General features: G+C 47.8%; 24 protein-coding genes and 5 pseudogenes. All 29 read left to right on the top strand.

Annotated elements, in window-relative coordinates:
* A partial coding sequence (locus tag AB5706_RS22285) for a reverse transcriptase domain-containing protein (protein WP_368366327.1) occupies positions 1-360 on the top strand: 360 nt, incomplete at its 5' end.
* Positions 357-1,544 carry an RNA-dependent RNA polymerase family protein gene (locus tag AB5706_RS22280; RefSeq protein ID WP_243097876.1) on the top strand — a complete coding sequence of 396 codons (1,188 nt, stop codon included), beginning with the start codon at positions 357-359 and terminating at the stop codon, positions 1,542-1,544. The genes AB5706_RS22285 and AB5706_RS22280, both read left to right, overlap by 4 nt.
* Before the next feature lie 102 nt (positions 1,545-1,646).
* Positions 1,647-2,201 (top strand): annotated as a pseudogene (locus AB5706_RS22275) (type IV secretory system conjugative DNA transfer family protein); the annotation flags it as partial.
* A gap of 279 nt (positions 2,202-2,480) precedes the next feature.
* Positions 2,481-2,609: pseudogene (locus tag AB5706_RS22270) on the top strand (Maff2 family mobile element protein); the annotation flags it as partial.
* Positions 2,610-2,788: 179 nt separating this feature from the next.
* The gene (locus AB5706_RS22265; protein WP_015534245.1) at positions 2,789-3,148 is read left to right on the top strand and encodes a PadR family transcriptional regulator; all 360 of its coding nucleotides are present in this window, start codon (positions 2,789-2,791) and stop codon (positions 3,146-3,148) included.
* On the top strand, positions 3,145-3,603 hold the full coding sequence (locus tag AB5706_RS22260; protein WP_147561406.1) for a DUF1700 domain-containing protein: 459 nt from the start codon (positions 3,145-3,147) through the stop codon (positions 3,601-3,603). The genes AB5706_RS22265 and AB5706_RS22260 overlap by 4 nt, the downstream gene beginning before the upstream one ends.
* Positions 3,604-3,606: 3 nt before the next feature.
* The gene (locus AB5706_RS22255) at positions 3,607-4,050 is read left to right on the top strand and encodes a hypothetical protein (protein WP_147561404.1); all 444 of its coding nucleotides are present in this window, start codon (positions 3,607-3,609) and stop codon (positions 4,048-4,050) included.
* Between the two features lie 165 nt (positions 4,051-4,215).
* Entirely contained in the window at positions 4,216-4,638 is a 423-nt protein-coding gene (locus AB5706_RS22250) for a sigma-70 RNA polymerase sigma factor region 4 domain-containing protein (RefSeq protein ID WP_177389974.1), read from the top strand.
* Positions 4,631-4,828: a helix-turn-helix domain-containing protein gene (locus AB5706_RS22245; RefSeq protein WP_147561399.1), complete on the top strand. Its 198-nt coding sequence runs from the start codon at positions 4,631-4,633 to the stop codon at positions 4,826-4,828. Before AB5706_RS22250 ends, AB5706_RS22245 begins: the two co-directional genes overlap by 8 nt.
* Before the next feature lie 31 nt (positions 4,829-4,859).
* A complete protein-coding gene (locus AB5706_RS22240; RefSeq protein WP_226822771.1) occupies positions 4,860-5,144 on the top strand; it encodes a hypothetical protein in 285 nt (94 codons plus the stop codon).
* 731 nt (positions 5,145-5,875) lie between these two features.
* Positions 5,876-6,274 carry a plasmid mobilization protein gene (locus tag AB5706_RS22235; protein ID WP_368366326.1) on the top strand — a complete coding sequence of 133 codons (399 nt, stop codon included), beginning with the start codon at positions 5,876-5,878 and terminating at the stop codon, positions 6,272-6,274.
* A complete protein-coding gene (locus AB5706_RS22230; RefSeq protein WP_368366325.1) occupies positions 6,246-7,862 on the top strand; it encodes a relaxase/mobilization nuclease domain-containing protein in 1,617 nt (538 codons plus the stop codon). The genes AB5706_RS22235 and AB5706_RS22230 overlap by 29 nt, the downstream gene beginning before the upstream one ends.
* Complete coding sequence (locus AB5706_RS22225) at positions 7,852-8,181, top strand: transposon-transfer assisting family protein (RefSeq protein WP_368366324.1); 330 nt, start codon at positions 7,852-7,854, stop codon at positions 8,179-8,181. Before AB5706_RS22230 ends, AB5706_RS22225 begins: the two co-directional genes overlap by 11 nt.
* A 15-nt stretch (positions 8,182-8,196) precedes the next feature.
* A complete protein-coding gene (locus tag AB5706_RS22220) occupies positions 8,197-8,583 on the top strand; it encodes a cysteine-rich VLP domain-containing protein (protein ID WP_368366323.1) in 387 nt (128 codons plus the stop codon).
* Between the two features lie 15 nt (positions 8,584-8,598).
* Positions 8,599-9,443, top strand: a pseudogene (locus tag AB5706_RS22215) (replication initiator protein A).
* Positions 9,440-10,282, top strand: coding sequence for an ATP-binding protein (locus AB5706_RS22210; RefSeq protein ID WP_368366322.1), 843 nt, complete (start codon positions 9,440-9,442; stop codon positions 10,280-10,282). Before AB5706_RS22215 ends, AB5706_RS22210 begins: the two are co-directional and overlap by 4 nt.
* A gap of 14 nt (positions 10,283-10,296) precedes the next feature.
* Positions 10,297-10,485: a transposon-encoded TnpW family protein gene (locus AB5706_RS22205; protein ID WP_368366321.1), complete on the top strand. Its 189-nt coding sequence runs from the start codon at positions 10,297-10,299 to the stop codon at positions 10,483-10,485.
* Positions 10,486-10,596: 111 nt separating this feature from the next.
* Entirely contained in the window at positions 10,597-12,216 is a 1,620-nt protein-coding gene (locus AB5706_RS22200; protein WP_368366320.1) for a recombinase family protein, read from the top strand.
* An 89-nt stretch (positions 12,217-12,305) separates the two neighbouring features.
* Positions 12,306-12,395: pseudogene (locus tag AB5706_RS22195) on the top strand (Maff2 family mobile element protein); the annotation flags it as partial.
* A gap of 24 nt (positions 12,396-12,419) precedes the next feature.
* Positions 12,420-13,292 carry a VirB6/TrbL-like conjugal transfer protein, CD1112 family gene (locus tag AB5706_RS22190; RefSeq protein WP_158422717.1) on the top strand — a complete coding sequence of 291 codons (873 nt, stop codon included), beginning with the start codon at positions 12,420-12,422 and terminating at the stop codon, positions 13,290-13,292.
* On the top strand, positions 13,282-13,917 hold the full coding sequence (locus tag AB5706_RS22185) for an MT-A70 family methyltransferase (protein ID WP_243284480.1): 636 nt from the start codon (positions 13,282-13,284) through the stop codon (positions 13,915-13,917). Before AB5706_RS22190 ends, AB5706_RS22185 begins: the two co-directional genes overlap by 11 nt.
* Positions 13,871-14,254, top strand: a complete 384-nt coding sequence (locus AB5706_RS22180; protein WP_158422715.1) for a PrgI family protein — start codon at positions 13,871-13,873, stop codon at positions 14,252-14,254. The genes AB5706_RS22185 and AB5706_RS22180 overlap by 47 nt, the downstream gene beginning before the upstream one ends.
* 247 nt (positions 14,255-14,501) lie before the next feature.
* The gene (locus AB5706_RS22175) at positions 14,502-17,075 is read left to right on the top strand and encodes a VirB4-like conjugal transfer ATPase, CD1110 family (RefSeq protein WP_373220032.1); all 2,574 of its coding nucleotides are present in this window, start codon (positions 14,502-14,504) and stop codon (positions 17,073-17,075) included.
* Positions 17,069-17,976, top strand: a pseudogene (locus AB5706_RS22170) (DNA-methyltransferase). Before AB5706_RS22175 ends, AB5706_RS22170 begins: the two are co-directional and overlap by 7 nt.
* Positions 17,973-18,755 carry a class B sortase gene (gene srtB, locus AB5706_RS22165; protein WP_158422713.1) on the top strand — a complete coding sequence of 261 codons (783 nt, stop codon included), beginning with the start codon at positions 17,973-17,975 and terminating at the stop codon, positions 18,753-18,755. The pseudogene AB5706_RS22170 and the gene srtB overlap by 4 nt, the downstream one beginning before the upstream one ends.
* Positions 18,755-19,036 (top strand): hypothetical protein, encoded by a 282-nt coding sequence (locus AB5706_RS22160; protein ID WP_158422712.1) that lies wholly within the window; start codon positions 18,755-18,757, stop codon positions 19,034-19,036. The genes srtB and AB5706_RS22160 overlap by 1 nt, the downstream gene beginning before the upstream one ends.
* Before the next feature lie 14 nt (positions 19,037-19,050).
* Positions 19,051-21,576 carry a C40 family peptidase gene (locus AB5706_RS22155; protein ID WP_173770313.1) on the top strand — a complete coding sequence of 842 codons (2,526 nt, stop codon included), beginning with the start codon at positions 19,051-19,053 and terminating at the stop codon, positions 21,574-21,576.
* A gap of 18 nt (positions 21,577-21,594) precedes the next feature.
* Positions 21,595-21,930 (top strand): DUF4315 family protein, encoded by a 336-nt coding sequence (locus AB5706_RS22150; RefSeq protein ID WP_180006317.1) that lies wholly within the window; start codon positions 21,595-21,597, stop codon positions 21,928-21,930.
* On the top strand, positions 21,920-22,310 hold a 391-nt coding region (locus AB5706_RS22145), incomplete at its 3' end, for a CD1107 family mobile element protein (RefSeq protein ID WP_368366328.1). The genes AB5706_RS22150 and AB5706_RS22145, both read left to right, overlap by 11 nt.

Raw genomic sequence — 22,310 nt, 5'->3', positions numbered from 1 at the left:
ATACAACAGTGTATCTTACAGATACTGGAGCCGATTTGTGAAGCGAAATTTCATGAGCGGAACAATGGTTTCAGACCATATCGGTCAACTCAGAATGCAATCGCACAATGCTATAAAATGGCACAGTTGCAGAATCTGCACTTTGTAGTAGATGTAGACATTGTTGGCTTCTTTGATAATATCGACCACAGTAAGTTGATTCGGCAGTTGTGGGGAATCGGCATACAGGACAGAAAGCTGATTATGATAATCAAGCAGATGCTGAAAGCGGAAATCCTGTTCAATGACATTATAATCACTCCCGAAACGGGTACACCACAGGGGGGATTCTATCCCCACTTCTTGCAAATGTTGTATTGAATGAACTGGACTGGTGGATTGCCAGTCAGTGGGAAATGTTCAAAATCAAAGAGGGTAAAACAGGTTTAGAGTTTAACAAGACTGATAAAGAGGGAAACGTCCTCACAGTAGACAGAACGCAGAAATGGAATAAGCTGAGAGCAAAAACCGATTTGAAAGAAATGTATATCGTAAGGTATGCAGATGATTTTAAGCTATTCTGTCGGGATTATGCAACGGCGAAAAAGGTAATGTGTGCCACAAAACTCTGGTTGGCAGAAAATCTGCATTTACAGACCAGTGGAGAAAAGTCGGGTATCACAAACTTGCGGAAGAATTACACTACTTTCCTCGGTATCAAATTTAAGGTTGTACCAAAAGGCAGTAAGTGGGTAATACGTTCCCACATGGCAGACAAGAGTAAAGCAAAGGTCATTAAAAAGCTAAGTGACGTTTGGAAAGACATAAAGAATCCGAGCAAACAAAGCGAGATAGACCGAAATATAAGTCTTTATAATGCAATGGTTATGGGAATGCACAACTATTACTGTATGGCAACTATGGTATCAGCAGACTTTGCGGAAATCGCCTTTAAAGTAACGGGAAAAAGTAACGGCATGAATCATAATAACCGCTGTTACCCCATAGAACGTCAAGGCGAGATAACCAGCAAGTTTATTCAGGAAAAGTATGGAAAGTCTAAGCAGTTCCGATGGATAAAGGGAAGAATGATTATCCCTGTTGGATATGTGGCTTATGAATACCCCAAATATAAAAGGCGTGAAGTCAATAAATATGTGAGGAAGTATTCAGACATCGAAAACTGTATCAGCTACGATGTTATGAAATACATGATGGAAAATGCACATCTCTACCCTACGTTGGAGATGGCAGACAACGCTCTTTCGAGATATATCGCACAAAAAGGCAAATGTGCGGTAACGCACAATGCCCTGTCAATATCAGATATGGTATGTGTGCATATCAAACCATGTAAGGGAGAGCGAAACGACACTTACAGGAATTTGATTATCCTGTCAAAAGAGGTGTCAGAACTGGTTGGAGCAACGAATCCTGTAAAAATTGGAAAGTTGCTTAAAGACTTACAGTTGACCGAAGAAATGAAAGATAAAATCAATAAACTCCGAAAACACAGAGAGTTGGAGGAAATACAATTCGAGGACTATATAGGCACTAAAAAGTAATCTTAGTCGGTGGAACGCCGTGTGATGGGAAACTATCACGCACGGTGTGGAGCGGGGGAAAAGCCCGAGGTGGAAACGCCAGAGGCTTACCTATCGCTATTCGGACAGATTCCAAAATTTGACAAGCTGATTGCAACCATCCGAAGCAGAGAAATTTCTGCCTCCATTATCTTGCAGTCCCAGAGCCAGTTAAAGACGATTTATAAGGATGCAGCCGAAACAATCAGCGGGAATTGCGACACGATGCTGTTTCTGGGAGGAAAGGAAAGTACAACTTTAAAGGAAATATCAGAGACACTTGGAAAGGAAACCATTGACCTTTATAACACATCTGACACACGTGGACAAAGCCGTTCCTATGGGCTTAATTATCAAAAAACAGGGAAGGAATTGATGAGCCGGGATGAACTATCGGTTATGGATGGAAATAAATGTATTTTGCAGCTTAGAGGGGTGCGTCCGTTTTTGAGTGACAAGTTTGACATTACGAAGCATAAGCGATACCGGGAGTTGTCCGATTATGACGAGAAGAATGCTTTTGATGTGGAAGCATATATGAAGCATCAGCTTAAAATCAGGAGACAGGAAGAATTTGACTTATATGAGGTGGATGGAAATGAAGCAGAAGAACATGAAACAGAAAAAACAGTAAATTAAGGAACTTTGCGACACCGTGTCGCAAAGTCCGGAAAGGGGAAAATGCAGTTTTACATAGAAACAGGTGGCAGATATGTTTACCCACCTATTCGTGCTGAACCGGAAATATGGAATACAGGCTCATTGCACAAATACAAAAATTAAAACAAAAAAATTGGAAAGGAGAAGAAACCAATATGGAAAGAGCTGACCGCCGGAAGAAACGGCGGTTTTTTAATGTGCAAAAACGGGACAAATAGAGAAAATCCTGTTTTCTATATTGGACTTTCAAGTGATTATATGGCGTTTTTTGCTTCAGCAATTAATATTTTACAGACCCTTGTGGTGGCAATCGGTGCCGGACTTGCCGTATGGGGAGTTATCAATCTTCTGGAAGGATACGGAAATGATAACCCAGGTGCAAATGCTCATGTGCCATAAAGTAACACACAAGAATTTGATAGACAGCAGCCCACTATTCCGTTATTACCTTACGCACACACCTTGTAACTTTTTCGTTAAGCCTATTGACTCTGATACCTCGGAAGAGATATAATATAGTTGCTATTTAGCAAGCCTAAATAGCAAAACTAAAGAGAGGCGACGATATGAATAACAAATATGTCCAGCAATTCAAAAAAGGCTCTCTGGAAATGATACTCTTATGCCTAATCGGACGCAAGGAAACTTATGGATATGAAATTATAACCGAATTGAACAATAGTGCGTCTGTTTTGGGATATGCGAAAGAGGGAACCATTTACCCCATTCTGTATCGTTTACAGGAAGCAGAACTAATCAAATGCCGATTGGCTCCGGCTGCGGCAAATGGCGGCTCAAAAAAGTATTATTCTTTAACGGATAAAGGCAGGAATGTACTTGATGAACTAATCTTATTTTGGTCAAGCTATGAAAACTGCGTAAACGGCTTTATAGAAAGTTATCAACAAGCGAGGGTGTCCAAATGAAAGAACAATATATCAAACAGGTTGAAAAGGAACTATCTTTACCACGCAAAATGAAAAAAGAGGTTGTGCGTGACTTGAATGAAGTTTTTGCGTCTGCTATGGAGCATGGAGAAACAGAGCAGCAGATTATCCAGCGTTTGGGGACGCCAAAAGAATTTGCAGACAGCACCGCAGAACAGTTTGGCATTGATAACACCAAATCGAAAAAAAGGAACGGTATCATTTCTACTCTTGCTGCGCTTGTTATCGCGGTTGCTGCCTTTTCGGTATATGCTGTTACGCAATCAGGAAAAGTACCAGAAGGAGCAATCGGACAAGCAGACGCGACAACAAATATACAGATTGAGGGCGCGTTTGCCTTTGATATTTCGCATATCCTTTTGGCTATTGGGTTTGCAGCAACAGCTATTGCTGTTTTGTTAATTATCCGAACCATACACAAAAACAGGAGGTAACTAATGAAAAAGTATATTTCTGTATTCACAATCATGGTTATGATTTTTTTGGCTGCGTGTTCTAATCAAAATACATCATCTACACCGACAAGCAATGAGAACAATACGCAATCTAATAGTGTTACAAAATTGGACGAGGGTGTTTGGCCTGCGAATGAGTACACAGAGGGGCTTCCTGTTGCGCCTGGTACGGTTGCATGGGCTACACTTGATACAGAACATGAGAATTGCAATATCAACCTTACCGGCATTAGCGAAAACGACTATAACGAGTATATGGAGCTTTTGAACCAAGAAGGCTTTTCCGTAATTGAAAATGTGTCAGAGGAAATCGAAGGAGAAAACTATGTTTCTATCGGGACACTTTTATCAAATGACGAAAAGTGGTTAAGTATCAGCTACATACCCGATAGTCTAACTATCTACATTTCCTTTGACAATAACTGAAAGAGATAACGGAATAGCAAAGTCAGCCGAGCCAGTCAACGGTCAAGATGAACGACGCAAGCGCCGCCGTTGACAGCCCCGCCCGCCTTTGCTGGTAGGCAATCAAGGGGCGACAGCAAGGAGTGCTGCCGCCCCGCACTATTATCAGAGAGAGGGGGAATTTCCATGACCGAAGATGAAGCCTACAAAGTGCATATCCAGTACACTTTTAACGCCTTTTGCAAGGTTGTCATTCGTCACGCCGCCATAGATATAATTTTGAAGCTGCGCCAGAGGTGGGAACGGGAAGTTTCCCTTGACTATCTGATGAATGAGAAGTTTGTCCAGTTTTCCGAGCCGGAGCAGCTTGAAGAATATCTTTTTACCGCCTGCGGCCAGACCGCCGTTCTGTACCATGCGGAACTTGCCGCTGCCCTTGCCCTTTTGCCGGAGCAGGCACAGGAAGAAATTTTCCGTTACTATTTCCTGCGCCAGCCGCAGAGAGTGATCGGCGTACATATCGGCCGGACACGCAGCACAGCGGGGCGGCATATCCAGCTTGCCTTGCAACGGCTTCGGAAGGAAATGGAGGTGAGCCGGTATGAATAAACTTCTCCCCTATGAAACAATCGTCAAGGCGCATGAGGGCGACCCGGACGCAATCGACACCGTTCTTTCCCACTACGCCGGATATATCCGCTACTGTTCCAAAGTACACGGGAAAGTCAACACCGAGGTTGAGGAACATATAAAGCAGAAGCTAATTACCGCGCTGTTCAAGTTTCGCTTTGACCGATAGTAAACAGGAAATTAAGGAGGCAAGAGGTTTTATGAAAAATCAGCTTTCAACAGTGACGGAAGTTGTAGTTAGAAGCACCTTTTACATCATCACAAACTTTGTATTTGTCAGCATGGGACTGTCGTTTCATACTCATTGGATTGCAATTCTATTTTTACTTTCAATGGTATGGGCTACTATTGACTACGGCAAGTCTGTAAACAAAATAACCGGGAAAAAGGTTATTGCTGAAATACTATGTATATGCTGCATTGCGATAAGTATAGCGATTGCATATTTTGTGGGATATATTCAAGGAGAAATCGTTTCCTTTTGAAAACATAACGCAATAACTCTCCGTTTATCATACCAATATGAAATGAGTTTTCAAAACTGAATACCAGCCGCCCACCGGCGGCCAGTGAAAGCAGTAAGTCTGAAAAAGATTTGCTGCTTTTTTTGTTGTCCCGGCTCCGTTCCCGGCCATTTTGCCCTGTTCAGATTGTAGTAGTAAGTGAAAGGGGAATTTTTTGCCCCGGCGTTTGGCATTTCCGATTTTTGTCCGTAGTAAGAAGCAAAGAGAAAATAAGCCGTTTCGTTTGGCAAATTTCAAAACGCGGTGGTGTGGGGAGTGAAAGGAAAAATTCTCTGCCCCGCCGGTTGCCAAAATCCCTGTTCCCGGATTACTAAGGCAAAAGAAATTTTGAAAAATCCCTGTCCAGCGGGTAGCTGGCGGCCTTTGAAATGTATCTTTAGCGGAAAGGAAAAAAGGCCGCCCACAGCGGGCCGCAAGCCCTGTCCTGTCCGTTCTATGTACGGAAAAGCCCGGACAGGGGCAGTCTGCGGCAGTTACAGAGCAAGTTTCTACCACGGTGCCAAAATCCGCAATTCTGCGGTTTTGCCCCTCGCGGGAAACTTGTTGGGGAGTGCCTTCCCCAAACCCTGCTATGGCGGCTTACGCCGCAAAAAAGATTTCCGTCCGGCAGGCCGTTTTTTGCGAGGACTGCCCCGGAAATACCTAACAGACCAGCCTATTTTTTGTGATAAGTGAAAGGAGGTTTACAGCCCATGCCGAAGCGATATAACACGCCCCACCGCAGCCGCGTTGTGAAAACCCGGCTGTCCGAAGAAGAATACGCCGACTTCACAGCGCGGCTTGCGCCCTATGGTATCAGCCAGTCCGAATTTCTCCGGCAGGCGATACGGCGCACCGCCATACGCCCCATTATCCATGTGTCGGCGGTCAATGACGAGCTGCTTTCCGCTGTCGGGAAACTCACAGCCGAGTACGGCAAAATCGGCGGCAACCTCAACCAGATTGCCCGGTATCTGAACGAGTACGGCGCACCCTACAACGCGCTGTCCGGCGAGGTGCGAGCCGCCATAGCCGACCTTGCCGCCCTCAAGTATGAAGTCCTCAAGAAAGTAGGTGACGCGGTTGGCAACACTCAAGCATATCAACTCTAAAAATGCCGACTACGGAGCCGCCGAACAATACCTGCTGTTTGAGCATGACGAGTTTACCATGAAGCCCGTCCTTGATGAAACCGGCAGGCTTATCCCCCGCGAGGACTACCGGCTGTCCACGCTGAACTGCGGCGGGGAGGATTTTGCCGTTGCCTGTATGCGGGCAAATCTTCGCTATGAGAAAAACCAGCGGCGGGAAGATGTGAAAAGCCACCACTATATCATCAGCTTTGACCCGCGGGACGGCCCGGACAACGGTTTGACCGTAGACCGGGCGCAGGAATTGGGCGAGAAGTTTTGCGCCGAGCATTTCCCCGGCCACCAGGCCCTTGTATGCACCCACCCGGACGGGCATAACCACAGCGGCAACATTCATGTGCATATCGTTATCAATTCGCTGCGGATAGAGGAAGTCCCGTTCCTGCCCTACATGGACAGGCCAGCCGACACGAAAGCCGGTTGCAAGCACCGCTGTACCGACGCGGCCTTGCGCTACTTCAAGTCCGAAGTCATGGAGATGTGCCACCGGGAGGGGCTTTACCAAATCGACCTCTTGAACGGCAGCAAGAACCGCGTGACCGACCGGGAGTATTGGGCGCAGAAAAAGGGGCAGGCCGCGCTGGACAAGCAGAACGCCCCCATGATTGCAGGCGGTATCACACCCCGGCAGACCAAGTTTGAAACGAACAAGGAGAAGCTGCGGCAGACCATACGCGCCGCGCTGTCTGCGGCGACCTCATTCGAGGACTTTTCCTCTTTGCTGCTGCGGGAGGGTGTGGCCGTCAAGGAGAGCCGAGGGCGGCTTAGTTACCTCACGCCGGACAGGACAAAGCCCATTACCGCCCGCAAGCTGGGCGATGATTTTGACCGCGCCGCTGTCCTTGCCGTTTTGGAGCAGAACGCCGCCAGAGCCGCAGAAAAGACCGCGGCTATATCCAGCACCCCGCCCTCTATCCAAGACCAACTGCGGGCAGACAGAGCAGCCCGAACCGCCCCGAATGTGCAGCGGCTTGTGGACATTGAGCAGAAGAAAGCCGAGGGCAAAGGCCGGGGCTATGAACGCTGGGCGACCATGCACAACCTCAAACAGATGGCCGCGACGCTGAATGTGTATCAGGAATACGGCTTCACTGCCCCGGAGCAGTTGGAAGCCGCCGTTGATACCGCCTATGAGGAAATGCGCCAGACCAGCGGCGAACTGAAAACGCTGGAAACGAAGCTGCAAGGGAAAAAGGAGTTGCAGCAACAGGTACTGGCCTATGCCAAGACCAAACCCGCCCGCGACGGGCTGAAAGCGCAGAAATCCGAGAAAGCCCGCGCCGCATACCGGCAGGCACATGAGAGCGATTTTATCATAGCCGACGCAGCCGCCCGGTATTTCCGGGAGCATGGCATTACCAAGCTGCCCGCCCGGAAAGCGTTGCAGGACGAGATCGAGCAGCTTGTTTCCAAGAAATCCAGCCTGTATAACACCTACCACGAACAGAAGCAGCGGTACACGGAGTTGCAGACCGTCAAGCGTAATATCGACCAGATTTTGCGCCGGGAGGAACCCCGCCGCAGAAAGGAGCAGAGCCATGAGAGATAAATTTACAAGAAGCGAACTGGAAATGGTTTACCAGTACGCCGCCCCGACCAAAGAGGAAACCCTTGCGGGGCTGAAAGAGATTGTCCCCGTTATCCAGGACGCACAGACAAAGGCAGTTGTCCAAAGCACCATAAACCGGCTGGAACAGATACCGGAGCCGCAGTGCAGCAAATTTATCGCTGATACAAAAGCGCATTTTCTGGAAGAACGGGATAGGTCAATCTGCCGCCGGATAGCTGCGGCAAAGGCGCAGACGGTCAGAGCAAAGCAGCCGCGCCGGAAAGAGACCACACGGAAAAATCCGGGGCTTGACCGCTGAAAGGCGGTGAACGCCATGAGCGATAAGCTGCCCCGCATGGACTACCGCCAGCACCGGCGGACGCGACGGCTGGTGCATGAGTGCTGTAACTACGACGGGGGGAACTGCCTGCTGTTGGACGACGGGGAGCCTTGCGTGTGCGTCCAGAGCATTTCCCTTTCCCTCATGTGCCGCTGGTTCCGTGTGGCTGTCCTGCCCCTTGACGGGGAGCTGGCCGCAGCCCTCTTGTACCGGGGGAGCCGGAAACGGTGCGCCGTCTGCGGCGCGGCCTTTGTCCCCAAATCCAACCGGGGGAAATACTGCCCCGACTGCGCCGGACGCATGAAGAAACTCAAAGCCGCCGAGCGAAAGCGGAAACAAAGGCATAAATGTCACGCTTTAGAGCCTTTCAAACCCGCATAAATCAAGGCTTTTTTCGTGGGTGTCAAAGGGTGCGTGATACATTTATCCTTTTCCCCCGGAAACGCCGTCCTAAATGCGTACAAACGCCAAAAACCGACACAAATACAGGAGGTGATACTATCGCTGATTATATCAAGGCAGACACGTCTCTGCCCGCCTATCTGCCCTATCCCCGTTTCCTGCTGAAAATGGAGATTTCCCAGACCGCCAAGCTGCTGTATTCGCTGCTGTTAGACCGTTCCACCCTCTCACAGAAAAACAAGTGGCAGGACGACGAGGGCAGGATTTATATTTTCTATCCCGTGGCAGATATAGCGGAGATACTGGACAAAAGCACCATGACTATCCACAGCGCGCTGAAGGAACTGGACATGGCGGGGCTTTTGGAACGGGAACGGCGCGGCTTTTCCGCACCGAACCGGATTTATGTGAAGCTGCCGCCATCCCTAAAGGTTTCTTTACCTATGGAGTATGAAAAACCTTATATCAGTCCTAAAGAAAACTTTACAGATGATGTAAAGGAAACTTTAGATATGACACAAAGAAAACTTTACCCTAACCAAACTAATATAAACAACCTGATAGAGAACCAAACAATGGGAGTGAGTGGGGAGCCGCCCGCCCCTTATGGCCGATACCGGAATATTTTCCTGTCAGAAGCAGAATACGCAGAACTGAAAGAGGACTACCCCGACAGGCTGGAACGGTTCATCGAGGAAATGAGCCGCTACCTTGCCGCCAGCGGGAAAAGTTACCAGAACTATGCCGCCGCCCTGCGGATATGGGCGGAAAACGACAAAAAGGAAGCCCCGAAACAGGGCGTCCCCGATTACTCATTCAAGGAGGGAGAGAGCCTATGAACACCACATTTTCAGAAATGATTGACAGATTGATCGCCACCACCCCGGAGCCGGAGGACTATACCGGCGAGGACGGTTTACTCTACTGCGGCAAGTGCCATAAGCCGAAAGAAGCCTATTTTGCGCCGGATAAGGCCGCTATCTTCGGGCGCGACCGCCACCCGGCAGAGTGCGACTGTCAGAGAGCCGCCCGCGAGGAACGGGAAACCGCCGAGAAGCGGCAAAAGCACCTTGACACCGTAGAGGACTTGAAACGCCGGGGCTTTACCGACCCCGCCATACGGGACTGGACGTTTGAGAACGACAACGGCCAGAACCCGCAGACAATCCGGGCGCGCAACTATGTGAAGAACTGGGAACGGGCATACGCCGGGAATGTGGGCTGCCTGTTCTGGGGGAGCGTCGGCACCGGCAAGAGTTACCTTGCGGGCTGTATCGCAAACGCCCTCATGGAGAAAGAAATCCCCGTCTATATGACGAATTTTGCCCTTATCCTCAATGACCTTGCCGCCAGCTTTGAGGGCAGGAATGAATATATTTCCCGTCTTTGCCGCTATCCGCTGCTTATCCTTGACGACTTCGGCATGGAGCGCGGGACAGAATACGGGCTGGAACAGGTTTTCAATGTGATTGACAGCCGTTACCGCAGCCGCAAGCCGCTGATCGTCACGACCAACCTCACGCTTTCAGAGTTGCAGCACCCAAAAGACACCGCCCATTCCCGGATTTATGACCGGGTGCTGGAAATGTGTCCCCCGGTGTGCTGTACCGGCGGTAATTTCCGCAAAAAGGCCGCGCAGGACAAGCTGGGGCTTTTGAAAGAACTGATGAACGAGTGAAAGGAGTATTGCCTATGGCAGATAACAAGCAGCACGACACCGGCACCGCCCGCCGCCCCGACTGCGTGACGGAAATCCGCATGGGCAATTCCGTCCTTGTCGTGTCCGGCTATTTCAAGAAAGACACTACCACCACCGCCGCCGACAAAATGGCGCGGGTACTGGAAGCGGAAGCCGCTGCTACACAAAAACCGGCGATTTGACAAGCTGTAAAGAAGCAGATTTGACACTTTTGCCGCTATACAACCAGCCCTGTTCCGTGGTACAATGAAACCACGGAATAGTGGGGCTGGCTGTCGGAAACGGAGGATTTTATGTTAAGACAAGCCACCCAAAACCTCATTACCGCCCTTTATCCGAGATTGTCCCATGAGGACGAATTGCAAGGCGAGAGTAATTCCATATCGAATCAAAAAAGGATACTCGAAGCCTTTGCAAAACAAAATGGCTTTACCAACCTGCGCTGGTACACCGACGACGGCTATTCCGGCGCGAACTTTCAAAGACCCGGTTTTCAAGCCATGCTTGCAGACATTGAAGCCGGGAAAGTGGGTACAGTTATCGTCAAGGACATGAGCCGGTTAGGGCGAAACTACTTGCAGGTAGGGTTTTACACGGAAATGCTGTTCCCCCAAAAGGGCGTGCGGTTTATCGCTGTCAACGACAATGTGGACAGCGCAAACGGCGGCATGGACAACGATTTTACCCCTCTGCGAAATCTGTTCAACGAATGGCTGGTGAGAGATACGAGCAAGAAAATCAAGGCAGTAAAACGAGCAAAAGGCATGAGCGGCAAGCCCGTTACCAGCAAGCCGGTGTATGGCTACCTCATGGACGAGGACGAGAACTATATCGTTGACGAGGAAACCGCGCCGGTAGTCAAGCAGATATACCAGCTTTGCCTTGCCGGGAACGGCCCGACCAAGATTGCCCGTATGCTTACGGAGCAGCAAATCCCCACGCCGGGGACGCTGGAATACCGCAGGACGGGCAGCACCCGCCGCTACCACCCCGGCTATGAGTGCAAGTGGGCGACAAATACCGTTGTCCACCTGTTGGAAAACCGGGAGTACACCGGCTGTCTGGTAAACTTCAAGACGGAGAAGCCCTCTTACAAGACCAAGCACAGCGTAGAGAACCCCGTGGAGAAGCAGGCCATTTTCCCGAACCACCATGAGCCGATTATCGACACGGAAACATGGGAGCGTGTGCAGGAGTTACGCAAGCAGCGCAAACGCCCGAACCGCTATGACGAAGTGGGGCTGTTCTCCGGTATGCTGTTCTGCGCCGACTGCGGCCATGTGATGTACCAGCAGCGGTATCAGAACAAGAACCGCAAGCAGGACTGTTACATCTGCGGCAGCTACAAGAAGCGCACCCGCGACTGTACGGCGCACTTTATCCGCACCGACCTGTTGACCGCCGGTGTCCTCTCCAATCTCCGGCAGGTGACGGAATACGCCGCCAAGCATGAGAGCCGCTTTGTGAAGCTGCTTATCCAGCAGAACGAGATCGGCGGCAAGAGAAAGACCGCCGCAGCCACCAAGCAGCTTGAACAGGCGCAGGAGCGCATTTCCGAAGTGAGCCGCATTATCAAGCGGCTGTATGAGGACAATGTGAACGGCAAAATCAGCGACGAGCGTTTCATGGAACTGTCGGCAGACTATGAGCAGGAACAGCGGGAACTGAAAGACCGCGCCGCCGCTTTGCAGGCCGAACTGGACAAGTCGCAGGCCGCCACCGTCAACGCGGAAAAGTTTATGGGTATCGTCCGAAAGCACCTTGCCTTTGAGGAATTGACCCCCACCCTCTTGCGGGAGATGATTGAGAAAATCGTCGTGCATGAGTGCAGCTATGACGAGAACGGCACCCGCAGGCAGGACATTGAGATTTATTACAGCTTTGTCGGCAAGATTGACTTGCCCGAAGCCTAACGCCCGACCTATCCGACACAATGGCCAAGTGCCGGATAGGAACGGCAAAATTTTTTACACTTCTATTACTTCTTTATCGCACATCAGTAAAATCACAGGGAATTAAGCAGCTTATGGCCGGAGGAGGGGTTGTGTTAATCGGAACACAGCTTATCCCGCTTCTGGGAGGACTGTTTTAAGCATAGAGGAAAGGAGAACCACCCATGTTCGATGGCATTTTTGAAGCAATCGAGGAATGGATGAGGGAGCTTTTGACGGGGATGGTCACGTCCAACCTGACAACCATGTTTACCGATGTCAATGAAAAGACAGGAGAAATCGCTGCGCAGGTCGGACAAACCCCGCAAGGCTGGAATGGAAGTATTTTCAGTCTGATACAGAATCTTTCCAATTCGGTCATTGTGCCGATTGCAGGCGTGATTATTACATTTGTCCTGTGTTATGAACTGATTACCATGCTGACAGAGAAAAATAATATGCACGAGATAGATACTTGGATGTTTTTCAAGTATTTTTTCAAGATGTGGGTGGCAGTTTATCTTGTCAGCAATACCTTCACGATTGCGATGGCAGTCTTTGATGTGGGACAGCATGTAGTAAATGCCGCAGGCGGCTCTATCAATTCGCAAACAGCTATTAACGTAGATTCCATGATTGAAGCCATGAATACGGCAATGGAGTCTATGGAAATAGGGGAATTGGTCACACTGGCACTGGAGACGATGGTGGTCAGCCTGTGCATGAAGGTGATGTCTGTACTGATTACCGTCATCCTGTTTGGAAGGATGATAGAAATTTACCTCTATACTTCGATTGCACCGATTCCGTTTGCAACCATGTCCAACCGGGAATGGGGGCAGGTAGGAACAAATTATTTCCGGGGGCTTCTGGCACTCGGATTTCAGGGATTTTTTATGATGGTGTGTGTAGGCATTTATGCGGTGCTTGTATCCACTATCCAGATTTCAGACAATATGCATTCAGCATTGTTTGGAGTGGCGGCATATACGGTCATTCTCTGCTTTAGTCTGATGAAAACCGGAAACCTGTCACGCTCTATTTTCAATGCACACTAAGGAAACAATGGAGAAAAAATATAACATTATTTATGCTGATCCGCCCTGGAGATATGACATGAACCGGGGACAGGGGGCGGCAGAAAACCACTATCCAACTATGAGTATTCAGGAAATATGCAGACTTCCTGTTGCAGAACTTGCAGCAAAGGACTGTGCTTTGTTTTTATGGGTAACATTTCCGCAGCTTCAGGATGCAATGAAACTTTTTGAAGCATGGGGATTTACCTATAAGACACTTGGGTTTGCATGGGTAAAACAGAATAAATCCGGAAAAGGATTCTTTTTCGGGATGGGCTATTGGACACGTTCCAATGTGGAAATCTGTCTGCTTGGGATTAAGGGACATCCAAAGCGGATATCGAAAAGTATCTCTCAGCTTATCATAAGCCCATTGGAACAGCACAGTAAAAAGCCGGATGAAGTCCGGAAGAGGATTGTGGAATTATTTGGAGAACTGCCGAGAATTGAACTGTTTGCAAGGCAGAAAACATCCGGATGGGATGTGTGGGGAAATGAAGTTGAAGGTTCTGCATCGTCCCGGATTTTAGAAAATGCAGGGAAAGGAGATGGTAATCGTGGCATTTGTATCAGTACCCAAAGATTTGACAAAGGTAAAAAATAAGGTTGTTTTAAACCTCACGAAACGGCAGCTTATCTGTCTGGTGATTGCGGCGGCTGTGGGGCTTCCATTTTATTTTCTGACAAGGGAATGGATTGGAACAAGCAATGCGGCAACAGGTATGGTCATTCTTATGCTTCCGGCATTTATGTTTGCCATGTATGAAAAGGACGGCCTGCCTTTGGAAAAGATTCTCTTAAATGTCATTCATGTAAAACTGCGGTATCCTGCCATCCGCAGGTATGAGATTGAGAATCTGTACGAAATACAGGAAACAGTAACGACTGAGAAAAGAAAGAGAGGAGGAAGCGGACATGCAGAGAAAAAGAAAAGGAAATGATAGACAGGCGTACCAGTCTCATATCAAAAGGCAGGAAGCCTATGAAAGAGGCTGGCTGGATGATGCGGACGAGGAATATCCGGATTATGGAGAGGCAGAAGCCTATGATACAGAAAAAATGGCAGGCCTTGTAAGGGGACAGCCTGTGGTGTCCGGTTATGAAGCTCTGGAACGCAGAAGGGGCAGGAGAAAACCACCCAGAAAACTTACCAGGCGTGAAAAAAGGGCTATGAAAAAAGCAGAAAAAATGAATGAGAAGCTGCGCAGAGAGCAGGAAAAAGCAGAGAAAAAGGCAGCTAAAAAAGAAGCAAAGCTGGCAGCAAAAGAAGAAAGAGCCGCTTTAAAAAAGGAAAAAAAGAAAAAGCATAAAACGGTAAATTATTCTGCGGCATCCGAGAAACCGGGGAGAAAAAGAAAGGGACGAAATACAGTCGGATCACAGAAGATTGTGGAGAAGAAACCTTCAAAAGCAGAATTGAAAAAGGAAAAGGAGAAGCGTCTTTCGGCACAGAAATCCATACCATACCGGGAAATGGCAAAGGACGGTATCTGCCGGGTACAGGAGAAATATTATTCCAAAACCATCCGATTTTATGACATTAACTACCAGTTGGCACAGAACGAAGATAAGAATGCCATTTTTGAAAACTGGTGTGACTTCCTCAATTATTTTGACAGCAGTATCCATTTTCAGGTGTCCTTTATCAACCATCACAGCAGTATGAAAGAATTTGAATCCGCTATTCAGATCAGACCGCAGAATGACGCATTTGACGATGTGCGTATGGAGTATGCACAGATGTTAAAAAATCAGCTGGCAAAAGGAAATAATGGCCTGGTACGGACGAAATACATTACATTTGGAATTAAGGCGGAGAACATCCGGGAAGCAAAGCCGAAGCTGGAACGTATCGAAGCGGATATTTTAAATAACTTCAAGGTTCTCGGAGTGTCGGCTTATCCGCTGTCCGGGGAGGAACGGCTTCAGATTCTCTATGAAACCTTTAACCCGGAAGAAAAAGTGCCGTTCCAGTTCTCTTATGACAGGGTACTGCGAAGCGGAATGGGGACAAAAGACTTTATTGCACCTACCAGTTTTGTGTTCCGGGACGGAAAGACCTTTCAGATGGGAAATACCATCGGTGCAGCATCTTATTTACAGATACTTGCACCGGAGCTGACAGATAAGATGCTGGCAGAGTTTTTGGATATGGACAGAAATCTGATTGTAAATCTTCATATCCAGTCTCTGGATCAGATGAAAGCGATTAAGCTGGTAAAAAGTAAAGTGACGGATATTAACCGCATGAAGATAGAAGAACAGAAAAAAGCAGTACGTTCAGGGTACGATATGGACATCATTCCGTCAGATTTGAACACGTATGGCGGGGAAGCGAAGCGTCTTTTGGAAGATTTGCAGTCCAGAAATGAAAGGATGTTCCTTGTGACGGTATTGTTTTTAAATACGGCAAAGACAAAGCAGGAACTTGATAATGCGGTGTTCCAGACAGGAGGGATTGCACAGAAATATAATTGTTCATTAAGAAGATTGGACTATATGCAGGAGCAGGGATTGATGAGCAGTGTTCCGTTGGGATTGAATCTGATTCCGATTAAGAGAGCGCTGACAACTACATCCACTGCTATTTTTGTGCCATTTACCACACAGGAATTGTTCATGGCGGGAGAATCTTTGTATTACGGTTTGAACGCCCTTTCCAACAACATGATCATGGTGGACAGGAAGAAACTGAAAAATCCTAACGGACTGATTCTTGGTACGCCCGGTTCCGGAAAATCTTTTTCTGCCAAAAGGGAAATTACCAATGCTTTTTTTGTCACGCAGGATGACATTATTATCGGAGATCCGGAAGGAGAATACTATCCCCTTGTCAACGCACTTGGAGGGCAGGTTATCCATATCTCGCCTACCAGTCACGATTACATCAATCCAATGGACATCAACCTGGATTATTCTGATGATGATAACCCGCTGGGCTTTAAGAGTGATTTCATTCTGTCCTTGTGTGAGCTGATTATGGGTTCCAGAAATGGTATTGAAGCAGAAGAAAAGTCTGTCATTGACCGATGCTTGCCGATTGTATACCAGAAATATTTTGAAAACCCTGTGCCGGAGAATATGCCTGTATTGGGAGATTTGTACCAATGCCTGCGGGAACAGAAAGAGGTTCAGGCACAGAGGATTGCGACAGCATTGGAAATCTATGTCAACGGTTCCTTAAAGGTGTTCAACCACCGTACCAACGTGGAACTGAATAACCGGATTGTCTGTTTTGATATTAAGGATTTGGGAAAACAGCTTAAAAAGCTTGGGATGCTGATCGTGCAGGATCAGGTGTGGAACCGTGTGACGGTCAACCGGGCGCTGCATAAATCTACCAGATACTATATTGATGAGTTCCATCTGCTTCTGAAGGAGGAACAGACGGCGGCTTATTCCGTGGAGATTTGGAAGCGTTTCCGTAAATGGGGCGGTATCCCGACAGGAATCACGCAGAATATCAAGGATTTGCTTGCCAGCCGGGAAATCGAAAACATATTTGAAAACTCGGACTTCATCTATATGCTCAACCAGGCGGCAGGGGACAGGCAGATTTTGGCGAAGCAGTTAAACATTTCGCCCCACCAGCTTTCCTATGTGACCAACAGCGGCGAGGGAGAGGGATTGATTTTTTATGGCAGTACCATTATCCCGTTTAAGGATAAGTTTGATAAATCCCTGCGTCTGTATGCTTTGATGACAACCAAACCTTCGGATTTGGAAGGAACAGGAGAAAAGGCGGGAAAAGCAGAATGTTAAAAACGGATACGATTATCAATGGGGACTGTCTGGAGGTGCTAAAAGTCTGCCGGATGAAAGTATCCATTGTTGTGTGACTTCTCCGCCGTATTATGCTTTACGGGATTATGGAAAGGAAAACCAGATTGGCAGGGAAGGCGCACCGGAGGAATATATCGGACATTTGGTTTCTGTGTTTTGTGAATTAAAAAGAGTCCTGCGGTCAGATGGTACGTTCTGGCTTAATATAGCAGACTGCTACAGCCGGAAATCCTATCATGGGTTGTCCGGCTGCAAGCCAAAAGAATTGATGGGACTTCCGTGGCTGCTGGCACTTACCCTGAGAAAAGAGGGCTGGTTTCTTCGCAGTGATATTATCTGGCAGAAGGATAATCCCATGCCGGAGAGTGCAAAAGACCGACCGAGCCGATGTTATGAACATATCTTCCTGCTTACAAAGTCCGGGAAATATTTTTACGACAATCTTGCCGTTGCCGAGCCGATTGCTTTAAGTACCGCCATCCGTTACCGCTATGGGAGAAAGGAAAACACAAAATATGCGGACGGCATACCGGGGCAGATGTCCAGACAGCAGATCAACAATCCCTGCAGGTATGGAAAAACAGAAATCAACCCTTTAAGGAATAAGCGGGATGTGTGGAATATCAATACCGTTCCATATAAAGGGGCACATTTTGCAGCATTTCCGCCACGTTTGGCGGAAACCTGTATCCTTGCGGGATGCCCAAAACAGGGGATTGTCCTTGATCCGTTTATGGGAAGCGGGACAACCGGGGCTGTGGCAAAAGGGTTAAACCGACAGTATATCGGGATTGAATTGAACGAGGAATACTGCAGGCTGGCGGAAGAACGGATAAAAAAGGTGTCAGGAGACAAAAAAATCGGAGAAGGATGCGTATGAGAAAATGGGCAGCCTATCTGCTTTGTTTTCTGTCACTGGCATTATTGGGAATCAGCGGACACTTCCTCGCAGACTATGCAAAACAGGAAGAAAAAGCGGATATTTTACAGGAACAGTTAAAAGAAATTTATGAAAACCAAAAAGAAGAAACAAAAGAGAAGCCCCGACAGGATGAAGAAGAGCAGAACCTCATCCATGAGGGGCTTCTTGCCCTTCATGAAAAAAACAAGGATTGTATCGGCTGGCTGACGATACCGGATACGCTTATTGACTACCCCGTTATGTACCATCCGGAAGAAGTGAATTATTATCTGAAACGGGATTTTTTCAGAGAATACTCTGCAAATGGAAGCTTGTTTCTTTCAGAAAACTGTTCCCTGAAAGATTGCGACAATCTGATCATCTATGGACACCACATGAACAGCGGAAAGATGTTTGCCGCATTGGAAGGGTATCGTGAGAGGAAGTTCTTTAAAGAGCATCCTTTTATTTTTTTCAATACGCTGCAGGGGGAAGAAAAATATCAGGTGTTTGCAGTCTTTTCCACTCCGGTTTATACGGGAAGTGATTTTGCCTATTATACGTTCACGAAAGCGGAAAACAGAAAGTCATATGAAACATTTATAGAAGCTGTAAAGGAACGGTCATTTTATGATACCGGGATTACGGCAGATTATGGAGAGAAGCTGCTGACACTTTCCACTTGTGAATATTCGCAGGAAAACGGAAGGCTGGTTGTAGTGGCAAAGAAAATAGCAGAAAAGGAGATAACAAAATAATGGTTCACACCGTAAAAGTAAAAAGAGAAGATATACCAAAAGAATTGCAAATGCTTTTGGAGAATGGAAAAGACAGCAATGGAGAAGAGGTCTTTTCCCATATGCCGGAGGATTTGATTTATCTTGCGGCACTGGTGGACATGCAGAGTTCTATGCTGCATCTTCTGATGCTTCATGGAAATCCCCTGCCGCCGGAGGCATGGAAATTTGCTGCCTCCATTCCGAAAATGGCAGATGCGACACTGGAAAAATGGGAAGAGTATGCACAGCCATATATGTAAGGAGATGAGAAATCATGCAGGAGCATGAGTACAGGGCAAGAGACAAAACCGTAAAGAAAATGAGCCGGGATGGACTGAAGGAGGAAAATCTGCACAGCAGAAAATCCATCCGGGTAAGTAACCGGGAAACAGATGATTTTTTCTGCGCAACACAGGCAGAGGATATGGAAGATTTTTCAAAGCGGGGAGAAAGGGCGGAAGATACGAAGTCTGCGAAAAAGAAGCTGTATTCGGAAAAAGCAGGCAGAACAGAAGCTGCGGAAACAGTCGGGCAGGACATGGAGGAAAGTGGAAAAAAACGGGCGGCTTCCAGAAAAATGCGGATACCGGAATCGGAGAGTGCCAGATGGCAGGAAGAAATAGAGGAAGCAGACAGCAATACAGGGGAACGTTTGTCTGATTATTCTTCCCGTGTGGAAAGTATCAGGGGGCATCCGTCCGGGGCGAGGGAATATGCAGAAGCTGCTGCATGGACAAGCCATAGCCGAAAAAAACAGCAGGTGCAGTCCTATGTCCGAAGAGAAAGGGCAGAAAAAACGGCAGAAGAAAAACAGACGGCTCAGAAAGAAAAAGAATCTTCCCGTTTTCGTAAGAACCAGGAAACAGCGGAGCAGTCGATGGAAGGGTTCCGTGAGGAAATCAAGGGAAAGATAAAGCGGGAACAGCTCCATAAAGAACAGAAGAAACAGGCAGGAAGACTTTCTTTTGGGGATGAAAGCAGCGGGATGATACAGGGAGCCGGAATTGGGATGGCAAAGAAGGCTGTTTCAGCAGGTACTGTTGCTGCATCTGCTTATGTTCATGGGAAGAGTCACGAAGCAGAACAGGAAAATGCGGCAGTGGAAGGGGCACATAAAGCGGAACTGTTGGGAGAAAAGACTGTCCGATATGCCGTTTCCCGGTCAAGCCGCAGACTGCAGGAATCCCTGCACACGGAACGGCAGGCAGAAAAAACAGCGGAAGCGGGCCGCCTGCAGTTTGAGGCGATGAAAAAAAGCGGAAAAGAAGTGGGGAAACACGCTGCCGAGGTGGAACAGTCAAAGAAGAATGCTATTTTACGCTTCTGGCAGAAAAGGCGTTACAAACAGGCTTATGCTGCGGCGAAGGAAGGGAAAAAAGCAACGGAGGATACCATCCGGGTTACAGAAACCATTGCGGTCAAAGCAAAGAAGGTACTGCAGGAGATTCTTTGCAGGAACCGGGCAATTTTCGCAGGTATAGGTGTCTGCGTATTGTTGTTCGCAGTGATGGCAGCCTCACTCAGCAGCTGCAGCGCCAGCATTCAGGGCGGCAGTACCACAATTATTTCTACCACCTATGCCAGCGAGGATGAAGATATTTATGCGGCAGAAAATGCTTATGCACAGCTTGAAGCGGCATTGAATAATCAGATTAACAGCATGGAAGCCACACATCCAGAATATGAGGAATACCGCTATCAGGTAGACGAAATCAGCCATAATCCATACCACCTTATCTCCTACCTGACAGTTAAATACGGGGATTTTACATATGCACAGGTGGCTTCGGAGATTGAAGAAATCTTCCGGGAACAGTACAGCATACATACGGAGAGTGTGCGTGAAACAGTGACAGAAACACAGACGGTACGGGTTGGGGAATCACTGGGACAGGTAGTAACCAGTGGATATTGCAACTGTCCGATCTGCTGCGGCGTCTGGTCCGGCGGATCGACAGCCAGCGGAGCCATGCCGCAGGCAAACCACACGATTGCGGTAGACGCTTCCAATCCTTTTGTACCTCTGGGCACGAAGATTGTGATGAATGGTGTGGAGTATGTTGTAGAAGATACAGGCGCTTTTGACCAGTACGGGGTGCAGTTCGATGTTTATTATGGAGACCATGCAGCCGCTTCTGCACACGGACATCAGACATGGGAAGCATACATAGCAGATGACAATGGAAGTCAGGAAGTGGAAGTGACCAGTACCAGAGAGGTAAACAGGCTGGAAACAGTGCTGACAAACCATAATCTGGATACTGTGCTCAGAAACAGAATGAATGACGAGGAAGAACAGCGGTATGATTATTACAATCTGACATATGGGAACCGTGATTATCTGTTTGATGTAAATACGCTGCCCAGTGGCGGAGGTTCCGGTGGTTTTGGCTATGAAATTCCGGCAGAGGCATTGTCAGATGAAAAATTTGCAAACATGATCCATGAAGCAGAAAAATATCTGGGATACCCGTATGTGTGGGGCGGCGCTTCGCCCAGTACCAGTTTTGACTGTTCCGGATTTGTCAGTTGGGTAATCAATAACTGCGGAAACGGCTGGAATGTAGGAAGGCAGACGGCAGACGGGCTTCGTTCCTGCTGTGCATATGTATCGCCGTCCGAAGCAAAACCGGGAGATCTGATTTTCTTTCAGGGTACTTACAATACGCCGGGAGCCAGTCATGTGGGAATCTATGTAGGAGACAACATGATGATCCACTGCGGCAATCCCATCCAGTATGCGAATATCAGTTCTGCATATTGGCAGGAACATTTCATGGCGTTTGGAAGAATCCAGTAGGAGGTTAAGAAAGTGAATATGAAATTAAAAAAGGTTCTGGATGAAATCCAGAAAACAGAGGAAAGAATTACCGAGTGGCAGGAACATTTAAGGGAACTGAATATCCGAAAAAAGCAGTTGGAGGATGCGGAGATTATTAAAAGTATCCGTTCCATGAAATTAAACAGCCGGGAACTTCTGGTAGTATTGGACAAAATCCAGAATGGAACGGCTGTTTTTCCGTATCTGACGGAAGAAACTACTGTGCCGGATACAAAAAAAGAAGAGGATTGGAAGGATATTGCAGAAGAAAGAAAACTGCCGGGACATAGGGCAGAAGAAAAGGAGGATGAACATCGTGAGAATGAAAATTAAAAAGTGGCTGGCAGCGTTTACAGTGGCGGCAGGGATGGTCTTGCCTGCCACGACTGCCTTTGCCTTTACGGATGAAGCGGCTCAGCAGGCGGTGGAAGCACCTGCGCCAACAGAGACGCCAGTACAGGAGGAAGAACCGCCGAAGACAGAGGAAACACCTTTTTCTGTTCCGGGGAACGGAAGTCTGGCAGATGATAAATCAGGGGACAGCACAAAAGAGTTCCTTACGGTACAGACAAAGAACGGCAATACGTTTTTTCTTGTGTTGGACCGTTCCAGTAACAAAGAAAACGTATATATGCTTTCCATGATTGATGAGGATGATCTGGCAGAGTTTGTTACGGAAACAAAGAAACAGGAAACAGAACAGCCAACAGTCA

The sequence above is a fragment of the Ruminococcus sp. RTP21484sp1_RTP21277st1_D2_RTP21277_210401 genome (genome assembly GCF_040924225.1).
GTDB classification, from domain to species: domain Bacteria; phylum Bacillota; class Clostridia; order Lachnospirales; family Lachnospiraceae; genus Blautia_A; species Blautia_A faecis.
Note: the sequence above shows the minus strand (reverse complement) of the source record. Positions and strands in the feature narration are given on the sequence as shown.

What these genes read in the sequence shown, in the direction of transcription:
- AB5706_RS22225 (WP_368366324.1), top strand. Translation starts at nt 7,852, where the DNA reads ATGAGAGATAAATTTACAAGAAGCGAACTGGAAATGGTTTACCAGTAC.
- AB5706_RS22200 (WP_368366320.1), top strand. Translation starts at nt 10,597, where the DNA reads ATGTTAAGACAAGCCACCCAAAACCTCATTACCGCCCTTTATCCGAGA.
- AB5706_RS22255 (WP_147561404.1), top strand. Translation starts at nt 3,607, where the DNA reads ATGAAAAAGTATATTTCTGTATTCACAATCATGGTTATGATTTTTTTG.
- AB5706_RS22220 (WP_368366323.1), top strand. Translation starts at nt 8,197, where the DNA reads ATGAGCGATAAGCTGCCCCGCATGGACTACCGCCAGCACCGGCGGACG.
- AB5706_RS22205 (WP_368366321.1), top strand. Translation starts at nt 10,297, where the DNA reads ATGGCAGATAACAAGCAGCACGACACCGGCACCGCCCGCCGCCCCGAC.
- AB5706_RS22160 (WP_158422712.1), top strand. Translation starts at nt 18,755, where the DNA reads ATGGTTCACACCGTAAAAGTAAAAAGAGAAGATATACCAAAAGAATTG.
- AB5706_RS22155 (WP_173770313.1), top strand. Translation starts at nt 19,051, where the DNA reads ATGCAGGAGCATGAGTACAGGGCAAGAGACAAAACCGTAAAGAAAATG.
- AB5706_RS22190 (WP_158422717.1), top strand. Translation starts at nt 12,420, where the DNA reads ATGTTCGATGGCATTTTTGAAGCAATCGAGGAATGGATGAGGGAGCTT.
- AB5706_RS22265 (WP_015534245.1), top strand. Translation starts at nt 2,789, where the DNA reads ATGAATAACAAATATGTCCAGCAATTCAAAAAAGGCTCTCTGGAAATG.
- AB5706_RS22210 (WP_368366322.1), top strand. Translation starts at nt 9,440, where the DNA reads ATGAACACCACATTTTCAGAAATGATTGACAGATTGATCGCCACCACC.
- AB5706_RS22185 (WP_243284480.1), top strand. Translation starts at nt 13,282, where the DNA reads ATGCACACTAAGGAAACAATGGAGAAAAAATATAACATTATTTATGCT.
- AB5706_RS22240 (WP_226822771.1), top strand. Translation starts at nt 4,860, where the DNA reads ATGAAAAATCAGCTTTCAACAGTGACGGAAGTTGTAGTTAGAAGCACC.
- AB5706_RS22150 (WP_180006317.1), top strand. Translation starts at nt 21,595, where the DNA reads ATGAAATTAAAAAAGGTTCTGGATGAAATCCAGAAAACAGAGGAAAGA.
- AB5706_RS22245 (WP_147561399.1), top strand. Translation starts at nt 4,631, where the DNA reads ATGAATAAACTTCTCCCCTATGAAACAATCGTCAAGGCGCATGAGGGC.
- AB5706_RS22235 (WP_368366326.1), top strand. Translation starts at nt 5,876, where the DNA reads ATGCCGAAGCGATATAACACGCCCCACCGCAGCCGCGTTGTGAAAACC.
- AB5706_RS22175 (WP_373220032.1), top strand. Translation starts at nt 14,502, where the DNA reads ATGAATGAGAAGCTGCGCAGAGAGCAGGAAAAAGCAGAGAAAAAGGCA.
- AB5706_RS22260 (WP_147561406.1), top strand. Translation starts at nt 3,145, where the DNA reads ATGAAAGAACAATATATCAAACAGGTTGAAAAGGAACTATCTTTACCA.
- AB5706_RS22250 (WP_177389974.1), top strand. Translation starts at nt 4,216, where the DNA reads ATGACCGAAGATGAAGCCTACAAAGTGCATATCCAGTACACTTTTAAC.
- srtB (WP_158422713.1), top strand. Translation starts at nt 17,973, where the DNA reads ATGAGAAAATGGGCAGCCTATCTGCTTTGTTTTCTGTCACTGGCATTA.